The sequence below is a fragment of the Flavobacterium zubiriense genome (assembly GCF_041729725.1).
Taxonomy (GTDB): domain Bacteria; phylum Bacteroidota; class Bacteroidia; order Flavobacteriales; family Flavobacteriaceae; genus Flavobacterium; species Flavobacterium zubiriense.
The window spans coordinates 18,908-31,688 of record NZ_JBCFQL010000002.1; the positions used below are offsets into that span (position 1 = coordinate 18,908).

General features: G+C 29.6%; 16 protein-coding genes. 9 read left to right on the plus strand and 7 right to left on the minus strand.

Going from position 1 to position 12,781, the window contains the following annotated elements; all coding sequences use genetic code 11:
• Positions 1-95 precede the first annotated feature (95 nt).
• Positions 96-623 carry a superoxide dismutase family protein gene (locus AAGV28_RS02050; protein WP_373405167.1) on the plus strand — a complete coding sequence of 176 codons (528 nt, stop codon included), beginning with the start codon at positions 96-98 and terminating at the stop codon, positions 621-623.
• 116 nt (positions 624-739) lie between these two features.
• Positions 740-1,939, plus strand: coding sequence for an LETM1-related biofilm-associated protein (locus AAGV28_RS02055; protein ID WP_373405168.1), 1,200 nt, complete (start codon positions 740-742; stop codon positions 1,937-1,939).
• A 30-nt stretch (positions 1,940-1,969) separates the two neighbouring features.
• Here AAGV28_RS02055 and can read toward each other — a convergent pair whose 3' ends face one another.
• The 3 genes from can to AAGV28_RS02070 all read right to left on the minus strand — a co-directional run bounded on the left by can (position 1,970) and on the right by AAGV28_RS02070 (position 4,708).
• On the minus strand, positions 1,970-2,605 hold the full coding sequence (can, locus tag AAGV28_RS02060; RefSeq protein ID WP_373405169.1) for a carbonate dehydratase: 636 nt from the start codon (positions 2,603-2,605) through the stop codon (positions 1,970-1,972).
• Positions 2,606-2,712: 107 nt separating this feature from the next.
• A complete protein-coding gene (locus AAGV28_RS02065; protein WP_373405170.1) occupies positions 2,713-4,341 on the minus strand; it encodes a SulP family inorganic anion transporter in 1,629 nt (542 codons plus the stop codon).
• Between the two features lie 73 nt (positions 4,342-4,414).
• A complete protein-coding gene (locus AAGV28_RS02070) occupies positions 4,415-4,708 on the minus strand; it encodes a hypothetical protein (protein ID WP_373405171.1) in 294 nt (97 codons plus the stop codon).
• A 641-nt stretch (positions 4,709-5,349) separates the two neighbouring features.
• On the opposite strand from AAGV28_RS02070, the gene AAGV28_RS02075 reads away from it, so the two are divergent.
• A complete protein-coding gene (locus AAGV28_RS02075; protein ID WP_373405172.1) occupies positions 5,350-6,291 on the plus strand; it encodes a LysR substrate-binding domain-containing protein in 942 nt (313 codons plus the stop codon).
• Between the two features lie 35 nt (positions 6,292-6,326).
• Here AAGV28_RS02075 and AAGV28_RS02080 read toward each other — a convergent pair whose 3' ends face one another.
• From AAGV28_RS02080 to mnmC2, 3 genes are all read right to left on the minus strand, one after another.
• Positions 6,327-6,527, minus strand: coding sequence for a hypothetical protein (locus tag AAGV28_RS02080; protein WP_373391236.1), 201 nt, complete (start codon positions 6,525-6,527; stop codon positions 6,327-6,329).
• 234 nt (positions 6,528-6,761) lie between these two features.
• Positions 6,762-6,959, minus strand: coding sequence for a hypothetical protein (locus AAGV28_RS02085; protein ID WP_373405173.1), 198 nt, complete (start codon positions 6,957-6,959; stop codon positions 6,762-6,764).
• A 129-nt stretch (positions 6,960-7,088) separates the two neighbouring features.
• Entirely contained in the window at positions 7,089-7,757 is a 669-nt protein-coding gene (mnmC2, locus tag AAGV28_RS02090) for a tRNA (5-methylaminomethyl-2-thiouridine)(34)-methyltransferase MnmC2 (RefSeq protein ID WP_373405174.1), read from the minus strand.
• Positions 7,758-8,056: 299 nt separating this feature from the next.
• Here mnmC2 and AAGV28_RS02095 point away from each other — a divergent pair, with 299 nt between their 5' ends.
• Positions 8,057-9,124 carry a branched-chain amino acid aminotransferase gene (locus AAGV28_RS02095; RefSeq protein ID WP_373405175.1) on the plus strand — a complete coding sequence of 356 codons (1,068 nt, stop codon included), beginning with the start codon at positions 8,057-8,059 and terminating at the stop codon, positions 9,122-9,124.
• Between the two features lie 76 nt (positions 9,125-9,200).
• Here AAGV28_RS02095 and AAGV28_RS02100 read toward each other — a convergent pair whose 3' ends face one another.
• Complete coding sequence (locus tag AAGV28_RS02100) at positions 9,201-9,590, minus strand: pyrophosphohydrolase domain-containing protein (protein ID WP_373405176.1); 390 nt, start codon at positions 9,588-9,590, stop codon at positions 9,201-9,203.
• 79 nt (positions 9,591-9,669) lie between these two features.
• Between AAGV28_RS02100 and AAGV28_RS02105 the strand changes: the two genes are divergently transcribed.
• The 5 genes from AAGV28_RS02105 (at position 9,670) to AAGV28_RS02125 (ending at position 12,732) form a co-directional block, all read left to right on the plus strand.
• A complete protein-coding gene (locus AAGV28_RS02105) occupies positions 9,670-9,858 on the plus strand; it encodes a hypothetical protein (protein WP_373405393.1) in 189 nt (62 codons plus the stop codon).
• Positions 9,859-10,069: 211 nt separating this feature from the next.
• Positions 10,070-11,203: an SRPBCC family protein gene (locus tag AAGV28_RS02110; RefSeq protein WP_373405177.1), complete on the plus strand. Its 1,134-nt coding sequence runs from the start codon at positions 10,070-10,072 to the stop codon at positions 11,201-11,203.
• A gap of 60 nt (positions 11,204-11,263) precedes the next feature.
• Positions 11,264-11,806 (plus strand): RNA polymerase sigma factor, encoded by a 543-nt coding sequence (locus AAGV28_RS02115; RefSeq protein ID WP_373405178.1) that lies wholly within the window; start codon positions 11,264-11,266, stop codon positions 11,804-11,806.
• Between the two features lie 33 nt (positions 11,807-11,839).
• Positions 11,840-12,256 carry a hypothetical protein gene (locus AAGV28_RS02120; protein WP_373405179.1) on the plus strand — a complete coding sequence of 139 codons (417 nt, stop codon included), beginning with the start codon at positions 11,840-11,842 and terminating at the stop codon, positions 12,254-12,256.
• Positions 12,257-12,276: 20 nt separating this feature from the next.
• Positions 12,277-12,732 (plus strand): sensor of ECF-type sigma factor, encoded by a 456-nt coding sequence (locus AAGV28_RS02125; protein WP_373405180.1) that lies wholly within the window; start codon positions 12,277-12,279, stop codon positions 12,730-12,732.
• Positions 12,733-12,781: the final 49 nt, after the last annotated feature.

Sequence of the window (12,781 nt, forward strand, 5' to 3'; positions counted from 1 at the left end):
TTTGAGAAAGGAAATCAAAATAGAAATGCTTTTAACTTGATTGTCGTTGCTTTTTATCGTATTTTTATTGATTAAAATCTTATTCTAAAAAAATCATGAAAAAACTCATTTTATTTACAATAACCATTAGTGCTCTTTTTATTGGTTGTAAACCTCAAAATAAATCGGCAGATACAAAAAAAATAAATATTGCATTCGAAGCCAAAAGTAATAGCAGTGTTGCAGGAACTGCTACTTTTATTGAAAAGGATGGAAAAGTAACTTTTGAAGCTAGAGTATCAGGTTTAAAGCCAGGAATTCATGCAATACACATCCATGAGAAATCAGATTGTTCGGCTGCTGATGGAAGTTCGGCTGGAGGACATTGGAACCCGACGTTTAAAAAACATGGAAAATGGGGTGTTGGCGAATACCATAAAGGAGACATTGGTAATTTTACAGCGGATGCGAAAGGAAATGGTTCTATTAAAATAACTACTGACGAATGGTGTATAGGTTGTGGAGATCAAACTAAAGACATTTTAGGAAAAGGATTAATTGTTCATGATGGAATCGATGATTTCACTTCTCAACCCGCAGGAAATGCAGGCGCCAGAGTGGCCTGTACGGCAATTATAAAATAAACCTACATAACAAAATTTAATACCATCTTAATTTAACAAAATTGAGATGGTTTTTTTATTTTTAGATAACATCAAAACTATAAAATAACATAGCTTTGTAGCATCAAAAAAAGACAATGATTAACCCTTCGGCATCTGGTTGGATTGATAAATTTTTTATCAAACAGGAATTCAAGAAAGAACATCTTTTCTTGGATACTGATTCTTTTTATAAAAAAACCAGAGCTACCGGATTTATCTACGGTCACATTATTTCGTTTGAAACTCCCGCACCAGTAGACACTAAAGGTTGGGTACAAAATGAAATTCCTAAAGTTTCCTTATTAAATACCTTGTATGGAATTTATGGTTTAGAAACTCATGATTTTGAACCAAGTAATTTTATTAAAAAATGCCTTGATTTTTATGACGAAATGCATCCTCAAGGCTATAATATATTTAAAAAAGTACTGCCTAACGGTGCTCCTTCCCTAAATCTAGAAAAGATAATTGATACTCGTGTCCAAACTAATGTGGATATTATCAATAAAAACTTCTCTCATATTGTAACAAATGCGTTGCTTTTTATAGATATTCTCGCTTTTAGACAATATTTAATCCACGGAAAAATCCCTGAGAAGTATCTCAAAAAAATTGAAGAAGCAGTTATTAATGTGGTTACTTTGTCCTTAAAAATCAAGACAAATAAATCCAATTATGATGATTTATTAATCAAACTTTTTGAAGCTTCGGTACGGTATAGCAAATTTTCTAAAATTAGTTCTCAAAATCTTGACGAACTCAATTTAGACTATTTTAGTTCTGATTTAGAAAAATACTATTTGATGGATATGGCTGGTATGGCTTTATGGAGTGATGGCGAGATTGAAAATGAAGAAATCTATTTTTTACATAAATTAGCTCAAAACATTAGTATTCCGGCTGAGTTTGTAACAGAGTGTATTAAAAATACCGATGCTTTTATAACTACCTATAAAAAACAAATTCCTTATTTTAATTATTCTAATCCTGTAAAACATTTTTACGACCAAACCACACAAAGTGTAATTACACTGATAAGCCGTAACAAAAATAGATTAGTTAAAGAAATCATACAAAGTAAAGAATTAATGCTATTATTAGCTTATTCTACCCGCAGAGACTTGAGTGAAAAAGAAAAGAAAAAAGTAAAAAAACAGTTGTTAGATGTTTGTAAAACCATACCATCATTAACTATTTTTTTACTTCCTGGAGGAAGTTTATTACTTCCTATTTTAATCAAATTTATACCTAAATTACTTCCATCTACTTTCAATGAAAATTTAGATAATGAATAAAAAAATCGCCTTAAAAAAGGCGATTTTTTATTATAAACTCAATTGATAAACTTCATCTAGTTCTGTATTAGAACTGATATTTACATTCAAATCAGTTACAAAACCTGAATTTAGTCCATAAACCCAACCGTGTAAGGTTAAATCCTGTCCGTTTTTCCAAGCATTTTGCACAATTGATGTTTTAGCTAAATCAAAAACTTGTTCTTTTGCACTAATTTCAACAAAGGCATTGAAACGTTCTGTTTCGTCTTTTATAGAATCAAGGTAAACATTATGCATACGATACACATCTTTAATATGTCTAATCCAGTTATCAATAATTCCTATAGATTGATTGCCCATCGCTGCTTTTATACCACCACAACCGTAATGCCCACAAACAATTACGTGTTTTACTTTCAAAACATTTACAGCATAATCCAGCACACTCAGCATATTCATATCAGAATGAACCACCATATTAGCAATGTTTCTATGAACAAAAACTTCTCCTGGTTTAGCTCCAATAATTTCATTTGCTGGAACTCGGCTATCTGAACAGCCTATCCACAATAATGGTGGTGTTTGACCTTTGGCTAAATCTGCAAAATAATTAGGATCTTTTTCTAATGATTTTACAACCCATTCCTTATTGTTCTCTAATATTTGTTTATAAAAATCAACCATCTTTTTTTATTTTAATATGTTTAGCGTTATTTATTTTAAATTAATCCTCTACTATTTGCAAAGAAAATAATTTATTTTAATCTAGTTTATTTCTGGAATTAAAAATTTTATTTTTTAACCATTGCTCGTTTTGCAACATCATAATAATGCTCAATAGAAACGTGATTAGGTACTTCTTCTGAATTTTCTAATTGATATGCTTTTTTGAAACCTTTCAATTTTACTTTAATATTTTCATCTACTGCTCGTGTTGTTTTAAATTCATTGATCAGATCTAAAATGTCATGAGCAATGTAAACCGTATCATGGGCCGTTATAACAACATTTGAATTTTCAGGAATTGATTTTAAAGTGCTCTTGATAGCTGCTTTATTTAAAAAAGAAACTTCTTGAGCCAAATTAATATGAATAATATCTCCGTCTACATACTCTTCTTTCTTAAAGGTATATGCTCTTTTTAAATTTCCTTTTAAAACAAAGATAACACTTATAATAATTCCTAACATTACTCCTTTTAATAAGTCGGTAGCCACAACGGCAATCATTGTTGCTATAAAAGGAACAAACTGGTATTTACCTTTTTCCCAAAAATGTTTAATGGTAGAAGGCTTTGCTAATTTGTAACCAACTAATATAAGAATAGTTGCCAAAGTTGCTAGTGGAATTTTATTTAAAACCACAGGAATAATCAACACACTCAATAATAACAATACACCGTGAATAATGGTAGACATTTTAGACTTGGCTCCTGCATTACTATTTGCCGATGAACGTACCACTACTGACGTCATTGGTAAACCACCAATAAGAGAACTTATAATATTCCCTATTCCTTGTGCTTTTAGCTCAACATTAGTATTTGTGTATCTTTTTTGCGGATCTAATCTATCAGATGCTTCAATACATAGTAAGGTTTCAATAGAAGCTACAATGGCTATTGTAATACCCACAGTCCAAACGGCGGGATTAGTAAATCCTGAAAAATTAGGAGTTACAACGATTGATTTAATGTCCTCAAATGAAGTGGGAACAGGTAGTGATACTAAATGATTATCAGCAATTGCTAAAGAACTTCCTGTGCGAATGAATATTTCATTTATAACAATACCAAAAATTACCGCTATCAAAGCTCCTGGAACCAATTTTATTTTCTTTAAAAAAGGAACTTTATCCCAAGAAATAAGTATTACTAAAGAAACTAAAGTTATAATAATTGCTCCAAGTTGGAAATGATTTAAAATCTTAAATAAAGACGAAAAAGTAGTATTCCCATCTGTTTGAAAGAAAGCTTCATCTCCTTCAAAATCAGAATCATAACCAAAAGCATGTGGGATTTGCTTTAAAATGATAATAATTCCAATTCCCGCAAGCATTCCTTCAATAACGTTGGTTGGAAAATAATTTGATATACTACCAGCCTTGACAAAACCTAATATCAATTGAAGAACACCAGCTATAAGAACCGCTGATAAAAAAACATCAAATGCTCCCAAATCAGATATGGCTGTTAAGACAATTGCTGTTAAACCAGCCGCAGGACCAGTAACACTAATATGAGACTGGCTGAAATAGCCAACCACTATACCGCCAATGATACCTGAAATAATACCTGAAAACAAGGGTGCGCCAGAAGCCATTGCAATCCCTAGACACAATGGCAAAGCCACCAAGAAAACCACTAAACCTGATGCAAAATCAGATTTAAGGTTGGCAAAAAGATTATTTTTTTTTGTCATAATACTACAATTAATTACGTTTAAATCTCAACTACAACATTAATAATTCGGTCAAGATTTCCTAAAAGTTAAATTAGATATAGTACATCATGTTAGGCGGAGGTGAAAATATTTTTCTTGATATATTATCGTGGATTGATATTTTTTTAGAAATAATTAAACATCCAATGGTAGTTGTTTTTGACTTAAAATTTGTGGGAGTAGCTTCAGTAAAAATTATGCTTTTCTCCTCTTTTTTTCCATTATCATCTTCTGAAACACTAAAAAACATAGGAGTATCATTAGAATTTTCTATCCAACTAATGATTGTAGGTGTGGATAAAAAAACTATAAAAAGAAATAAAAAAAAACGTGCTACTAATTTCATTGAAACAAAAATAAACTTAAAAAAATACAAATAATATAAAAACAGCTACTTTTTTTAAAAAAATTAACATTCAAAAAAAGGATAAAAAACAATAGTTCACACCTAAAAATTAAAGCATCATCTTTAAATTTTAGTTTATTATTAATTTAAACAAGCAGGTAGCTTCCTATTTGTTTTTCTTGATCTGCTGTAAAATCATTCATTATAAAAATTCTAACTTCATCAAATATTTTGCTAAACTATTTATAAGCTGTTGGTTGTTATTAATAAAAACATCAATTCGAGTATTTTTTTGTGCATTTCCGACCCCAACGTGACGGAAAAAAATATATCGAGAACCGTTTTTAATGAAATATTTCTTTTTCTCGATACGATCAAACGCGGCAAATAACTCGAACTAACGAATAATTAGCATCAAAAACTAATTACTCACGACTGATAAACATTATACATTTCTTCTAAATTTGAAAACACATTTAAAATTAAACAATAAAAAAATGCCATTCATTTACAATAATGCTTAATTCATTAAAATTGACCTAAAAAATTTTTTTGATAATAATTATTATTTTCTCAAATATAGATTTTTTAGCTATAAATTAAATTGATTGTTTTTATATTTGTATCAAAAATACCTATTTATGACAATTACTCAGCTTAAATATGTTCTTGCTGTTGCCCAATACAAAAACTTTACACTGGCAGCCGAAAAATGTTTTGTAACTCAGCCAACATTGAGTATGCAAATTCAAAAAATTGAAGAAGAATTAAATATTCAAATTTTTGATAGAACAAAAAAACCGATACAACTTACTGATATTGGACAAAAAATAGTTAACCAAGCCAAAAACATTGTTAATGAAGCTGATAGAATTCAAGACATTGTAGAGCAGCAAAAAGGATTTATTGGAGGCGAATTCAGGTTGGGCATCATTCCTACCATCATGCCAACTCTATTACCGATGTTTTTAAATAATTTTATAAAAAAACATCCAAAAGTTAAACTCATTATTGAAGAGTTGAATACAGAGGAAATCATTACAAAACTTAAAAACGGACACCTGGACGCGGCCATTGCTGCAACACCGTTAATGGAAGAAAAAATCAAAGAAATTGTTTTGTATTTTGAGCCTTTTGTAGCCTACATTCCAGAAAACCATCATAATTTTCAAAAAAAGGAAATAGAAATTACCGATTTAAACATTGACGAAATTTTACTATTACAAGACGGACATTGTTTTAGAGACGGAATATTAAATCTTTGTAAAAACAATACTCGAAACGAAGACAGCCATTTCCGAATAGAAAGCGGTAGTTTTGAAACACTAATAAAACTTGCCGACGAAGGTTTAGGAACAACCCTATTGCCTTATTTACATACTTTAGATTTAAAAGAATCAGATAAAACTAAATTGCGTCATTTTGTGGAACCAAAACCAGCCAGAGAAGTGAGTTTGATTTTTCCAAAAAGCGAATTAAAAATTCAAATTATTGAAGCTTTAAGAACGACTATTGCCGGAGTCATTAAAGGAGCAATCGTTTTTCAAAACGTACAAATAATAAGTCCGCTCCAAAAAAAATAGAGTCAAGATTTTTAATCTCCTGACTCTATACTGTTTTAGTTTTTTTCAACCACAAAAAGACATTGTTGTAATTCCGGCTTTTCTTTTGTGTAATAAGAAAGCCAATTCCTAAGATGATCAATTTCGTGCGGTAATAAATTCCTAACCGCTTTTTTAAGTTCTTTTACAAACAAATCTGGAGCAAAGCTCACTCTTTCAAGTATAGATTTCGTGTAATCATATATCATTCGTGGCATAACAAATATTTTTTTTAGTTATCAATTTAAAGTGATGTAATTTACAAAATACCGAGCTTAACTCAGATGCTACAACTAGTTAAAAAACACATAAATTAGAGCTAAAAAAGTTTTGTTAAATTTTCAGAATTATTTAACTAATCCAATAGTGCTTAGAAAAATCAGATTAAAAAAGCGCATCAAACCGAAACATAAATACATAAAAAAAAGGAATCGAAAACGATTCCTTTTTTTTTAAATATTAACAATCATTAATGATGGTTTCAACTCAGGTTTTTCTATTATAAAAGAAGTCAGCCATTCTTTTAACTGCTCTAATTCATATGGTAAGAGTGTTTTTATGGCTTTTTCTAATTCCTTACTAAAAAGTACAGGATCAAAACTCACTCTTTCTAATATCGATTTTGTATAATCAAACATGATTTTTGACATAATAGATAAACGATTTTTAAGGTTAAACATCAATTTAAGGCTTTGTAAAAATAATAATTTTGAAAATACGTTTCACACTTCAACGCTGTTTTTTAATTATTATTGTTTTTAGGCTACAAAAAAATATTTTTATTTTTTTAACTTGAAAGCTCTAAACATTTCTCGTTTTCCAGGAGGACCTTCGAGTTTTTCAACTCTAAATCCTACCTCAATCATACTTCTTTTTACAACTCCACGAGCTGCATAAGTCACCAGAACCCCATCCTCCTTTAAAGCGTCGTACATTTTTTTAAAAATCTCTGTACTCCACAATTCGGGTTGTACTCTGTAACCAAAAGCATCAAAGTAAATCAAATCAAATTGATTAACATCATCGATATCTTGAAAATATTGTTTCCTCTTGGTTAACGAAAAAGAATCACTTAACGCTATTTTTTCATTCCAATTGGATTTATGCATTTTCTCAAATATTCCCAATTGTCTTTTAGCATTCAATTCATCAACATAATTCATCGATAGAATTTCTTCTGAAGCGACTGGATAGGCTTCAACACCTACATAATTAATATTTTGTTCAAATGATGGTGCTTCAAGAAAACTAATAAAAGCATTCAATCCAGTTCCAAATCCTATTTCAAGTATAGAAATAGTTTTTCTTTTAAATAAGGAGAGTCCATTTTTAATAAAAACATGTTTAGCTTCCTGAATGGCTCCGTGTTTAGAATGATAACTTTCATTCCATTCTTCCAAATGAATCGTTGTCGAGCCATCTTGGGTTTGTATAATTTCTCTTTTCAATTTTCTTAAAATATTTTATTGAATCCATATTCATCAGTAACCAAAAATACTCAAAAAAGAAGATACAAAACCTTAAAACGATATCATTTATTGCAGATTTCATAGAAATGAATGTCTTTTTTTTGTTTTTTTTTTGAATATATGAAAATCCTATTCAATAGTAACAATTATTAAAGTTTTGGCAAGTTTTTTGTCCTTTTTTATTTAATTTTGCAGGAATCAAAGTTTAGTTCATTATAAAATGAAATTTCACACTTAAGCTACCTTTATACATTCAAAAAAATAAAAAAAACATTATTATGAGTACCACTCAAGCTAACAAAATTGAAATTATAAAAGCACCTAATACAAAAATTAACGAAGTAGATTTTGATAACATAAATTTTGGTTCTGTCTTTACTGATCATTTATTTGAATGTGATTTTAAAAATGGTGAATGGCAAAACCCAACAATTAAGCCTTATGCTCCATTTATGATGGATCCGTCATCGAGAGTTTTTCATTACGGTCAAGCTATTTTTGAAGGAATGAAAGCCTACAAAGATGATAATGACGCTATTTGGCTTTTTAGACCTGATGAAAACATTAAACGTTTTAATAGTTCCGCTGTTAGAATGGCAATGCCAGAAATTCCAGAATCCTTATTTATGGAAGGGCTTAACCAATTATTAAAATTAGACGAAGCTTGGATTAAAAAAGGTTTAGGAAATACGCTTTACATCCGTCCTTTTATGATTGCAACAGGTTTTGGAGTTGTAGCTAATCCATCTGAGGAATACAAATTCATGATTATCTTATCTCCGGCAAAAGCTTACTATTCAGGAGAAGTTAAGGTTCTTATTGCTGAACACTACAGTAGAGCTGCAAATGGTGGTATTGGTGCTGCTAAAACAGCTGGAAACTATGCTGGGCAATTCTACCCAACTAGTTTAGCTAATAAAGAAGGTTTCCAACAAATTATTTGGACTGATGATGCTACGCATACTAAATTAGAAGAAGCAGGAACAATGAATGTATTTTTTAGATTCAATAATACTTTAGTAACGGCTCCTACTAGCGAAAGAATTTTAGACGGGGTTACTAGAAAAAGTCTTATTGATATGGCAAAAAGAGAGGGAATTGCCATAGAGGAACGTCCAGTTCTTGTTTCTGAATTAATTACAGGAATAAAAGATGGTAGTTTGAAAGAAATTTTTGGCGCAGGAACTGCAGCTGTTGTTAGTCCTATAAAAGGTTTTGCATACAAAGAAGAATATTTTGAATTGCCTAAAGCTGAAGATTCTATCGCATTACAATTAAAAGAGAAATTAACAAACATCCAACATAAATTAGCCGAAGACCCATTTGGTTGGACAGTAAAAATATAATTTTCTTACTATTTAAGATAACAAAAAAGGCGATTTTCAAAATTGAAAATCGCCTTTATTTTTTTAAGATTTATTATTAAATCTCAGCTAATATTTTAGAAAAATCAGGTTTAAAATAATGAGGTCCTTTCATTACTTTTCCATCTTCACGATAAATAGGTTGACCATCTTCGCCTAACTTACTCATATTACTTCTTTGAATTTCGTCAAAAACCGCTTCTATCTTATCCTGAAGTCCATGTTCAATAATAGTTCCGCATAAAATGTACATCATATCTCCCAGCGCATCGGCAATTTCTACTAAATCATTGTTTTGAACAGCTTCCAGATACTCTTCGTTTTCCTCTTTCATTAAATGGTAACGAAGTGTATTTTTAGTTTCTCCTAAATTGGCAATAGGAGTTTCGCTATATCCTATTCCAAATGCTGTATGAAATTCTTTAACAGAATAAATTTGCTTTTGCATAATTATTATTGATTAAATGAAATGCAAATTAGCAACTAATATTAAACATTTACGTATTTTTGCAATAAATTTTTTCATTATGTTTAGTCAAGGTCAACTCATATTTTCGCTCTGTTTTTTAATAGTTTTTGTTATTACTATGATTTTTTCTTATCGAAAAGACATCAAAACACACAAACTCTTTTATAAAGGAAATTATAAAATTTTGATTGGTTTCTTTATTTTCATTGGATTATTATTTATTATAAAAACTTTTCTGAAACATTAACAAACTTAATCCACAGATAAACAGACGATTAATCTCAATAAACTAATTATTGACAGTTATTTCTATCAATCAAAAAAGAATTTAAATTTAGAAATACAAAAGGATATAATTTTGTTTTTACACCAAAACAACATCTTTTATATTTTTTGCACTCATAGACTTACATATTGATAAAATTTCTAACTTTACATCAGAAAACAATCAATTAATTATGAGAATTTTAAAATATATCTTTCTTTTATTACTACTTAGTATAGTTGCCTTATCCATTTTCATAGCTACTCAAAAAGGAGATTTCTTGGTAGAAAAAAGTAAGATTATTAATTCTCCTAAAGCATCAGTTTATAATTATGTAAACGATTATAGAAACTGGAGCGATTTTAGTTCTTGGACCACTGAAGATCCTGAAATAAAAATAAATTATCCTCAAAACACTGTTGGAAAAGGCGCTTCGTTCTCTTGGGAAGGCAAAGAAGGAAATGGTGAAATACATACCACTGCTGTAAAAGAAAACGATAGTATTGCACAAAAAATGGAATTTGAAGGAACTTCTTCAATGATTTCTTGGCATTTTAAAGACACTATTGGTGGAACAAAAGTGACGTGGAAAGCTAAAGGAAAAATGAGCTATTTCTTTAAAATTTATACTGCATTAAACGGTGGAGCTAATCGAGTAATAGGCGCTATTTACGAAAAAAGCTTAACTAATTTAGATAAAGCATTAGATTTTGAAATAAATACATTTTCTACCATTGATAACGGACTAGTTAAAAAACCTGTAATGAATTATATAGGTCAAACTTTCACTAGTGAATTGGTTAAAGTGACTAGAAATTTCAAAATTATAATTCCTAAACTAGAAACTTTTTGCAACGAAAACAACATTACTGTAAGCGGAAAACCTTTTATCATTTATCACACGTATGATGAGGTAAAAAAATTAGCTAAAATCACTATTGGAATTGGTATTCGTGATGCAATATTTTTAAGTACCGGAAGCGATATTGTTGCTGGGAAACTAGATGCTTTTGAAGCCGTTAAAACCACTTTAACTGGGGATTATTCGCATTTAAAAACAGCCAACACTAAATCTTTAAATTACTTAAACCAAAATAAATTAAGTCCAAACCCTGTTTTTTCTCACTTAGAAATATTCGCTACAGGCAAAAACAACGTTAAAAACCCATCTAAATGGGTTACTGAAATTTACATTCCTATTATACCAAAAGTAGTTCCCCAAGAAAAAACATATAATCCAGCTAAACCAGCAACACCTTCATTAGAAAAAAACATACCAATTGAAGAATCTAAGCCAAAAGCAACAGAAGAAGAATCGGAATTTTAAAAATTTTTTTTTCTTGATTAAACCTTATATTCACATTTACATCTAATTGAACAAAAGACTTTGCTGGACGAAAAGGAATTCATACAACAATTATTACATCCGAAAACACAAAACGATGCTTTTCAAAAACTGTTGTATACCTATCAAAAACCACTGTACAACCATATTCGGAACATTGTTTTGAATCATGATGATACCGATGATGTTTTGCAAAATACCTTTATTAAAGTTTTTCAAAATCTAAAAAACTTTAAAGGAGAAAGCAAGCTATTTTCCTGGATGTATCGGATAGCTACTAATGAGGCACTGACTTTTTTAAATCAAAAAGCTAAAAAAAGCGGAATTTCTTCAGAAACTTTGCAAAACAAAGCCATCGACAATCTTAAAGCTGATGTTTATTTTGATGGAAACGAAATCCAAATTGCGTTACACAAAGCCATTGCAACACTTCCACACAAGCAGCAATTGGTTTTTAAAATGAAATATTTTGAAGAATTAAAATACGAAGAAATCTCAGGAATTTTAGGAACATCTGTCGGAGCTTTGAAAGCATCTTATCATCATGCAGTAAAAAAAATTGAATCTCTCTTAACAACAAATTAAACCTTTTACATTTCATTCAGTCTAACCGATATCATGAAAGAATTTAAATTAAATAGTATCCCTAAAATTGAATCTGGTTTCAAAACACCAGAAGATGTTTATTTTGAAAAATTTTCGGCTAATTTATTAGATAAATTACCAGAAAACGAACCCAAAACAATCTCATTATTTCAAAGAAAAAAAGCCATTATAATGATGGTAGCCGCCATTTTTGTTCTTGCTTTAACTATACCCTCACTAATTAATAATGCTAGTCAATCTAATCAAATTGATTCCGTTACTTTAGAAAATTATTTGAGTTACCAATCTACTATAAATCAATACGACTTAATAAACGTATTGAATGAAGAAGAAATCAACAACATAAACACTAACATAGCCTTAGAAGATCAAACAATAGAAGATCTATTAATAAACAACAATAATTTAGAAAACTATATTACAGAATAATATTATAAAAAACACAGAAGATGAATTTTAAAAGAATTTTACCATTTTTACTATTACTTTTTACCTGCAATTTCTACGCTCAAGGAAATATGTCAGATAAAAAAGAACAAATCAAAGCTTTAAAAGTAGCTTTTTTCACTGCTGAACTAAATCTTAGTTCTCAAGAGGCAGAAAAATTTTGGCCACTTTACAATACTTACGACAATAAGCAATTTCAATTAAGGCACGAAAAAATGAAAGCTTTAAAAAGTAAAATGAGTGATGATGCATTGAATAAAATGAACGAAAATGAGGCTTCAATTTTACTGAACCAAATGGAAGCTACTGATGAAGAATTATTTTTATTACGAAAAAAATTAAACAAAAGCTTAAGAACAATTTTAGCTCCAGTCAAAATTTTGAAATTAAAAAAAGCTGAAGACAATTTCTATAGAAAATTACTCCAACAATATGGAGACAGGGGGAAAAAAAGATAAATACACAACTAAAAAAAGATTTTAAAAGCCATTTCAATATAAAGAGATG

Bases quoted from the DNA above. Each gene is read 5' to 3' on its own strand.
- AAGV28_RS02050 (WP_373405167.1), top strand. From the start codon at position 96: ATGAAAAAACTCATTTTATTTACAATAACCATTAGTGCTCTTTTTATT.
- AAGV28_RS02055 (WP_373405168.1), top strand. From the start codon at position 740: ATGATTAACCCTTCGGCATCTGGTTGGATTGATAAATTTTTTATCAAA.
- can (WP_373405169.1), bottom strand. From the start codon at position 2,605: ATGGTTGATTTTTATAAACAAATATTAGAGAACAATAAGGAATGGGTT.
- AAGV28_RS02065 (WP_373405170.1), bottom strand. From the start codon at position 4,341: ATGACAAAAAAAAATAATCTTTTTGCCAACCTTAAATCTGATTTTGCA.
- AAGV28_RS02070 (WP_373405171.1), bottom strand. From the start codon at position 4,708: ATGAAATTAGTAGCACGTTTTTTTTTATTTCTTTTTATAGTTTTTTTA.
- AAGV28_RS02075 (WP_373405172.1), top strand. From the start codon at position 5,350: ATGACAATTACTCAGCTTAAATATGTTCTTGCTGTTGCCCAATACAAA.
- AAGV28_RS02080 (WP_373391236.1), bottom strand. From the start codon at position 6,527: ATGCCACGAATGATATATGATTACACGAAATCTATACTTGAAAGAGTG.
- AAGV28_RS02085 (WP_373405173.1), bottom strand. From the start codon at position 6,959: ATGTCAAAAATCATGTTTGATTATACAAAATCGATATTAGAAAGAGTG.
- AAGV28_RS02095 (WP_373405175.1), top strand. From the start codon at position 8,057: ATGAGTACCACTCAAGCTAACAAAATTGAAATTATAAAAGCACCTAAT.
- AAGV28_RS02100 (WP_373405176.1), bottom strand. From the start codon at position 9,590: ATGCAAAAGCAAATTTATTCTGTTAAAGAATTTCATACAGCATTTGGA.
- AAGV28_RS02105 (WP_373405393.1), top strand. From the start codon at position 9,670: ATGTTTAGTCAAGGTCAACTCATATTTTCGCTCTGTTTTTTAATAGTT.
- AAGV28_RS02110 (WP_373405177.1), top strand. From the start codon at position 10,070: ATGAGAATTTTAAAATATATCTTTCTTTTATTACTACTTAGTATAGTT.
- AAGV28_RS02120 (WP_373405179.1), top strand. From the start codon at position 11,840: ATGAAAGAATTTAAATTAAATAGTATCCCTAAAATTGAATCTGGTTTC.
- AAGV28_RS02125 (WP_373405180.1), top strand. From the start codon at position 12,277: ATGAATTTTAAAAGAATTTTACCATTTTTACTATTACTTTTTACCTGC.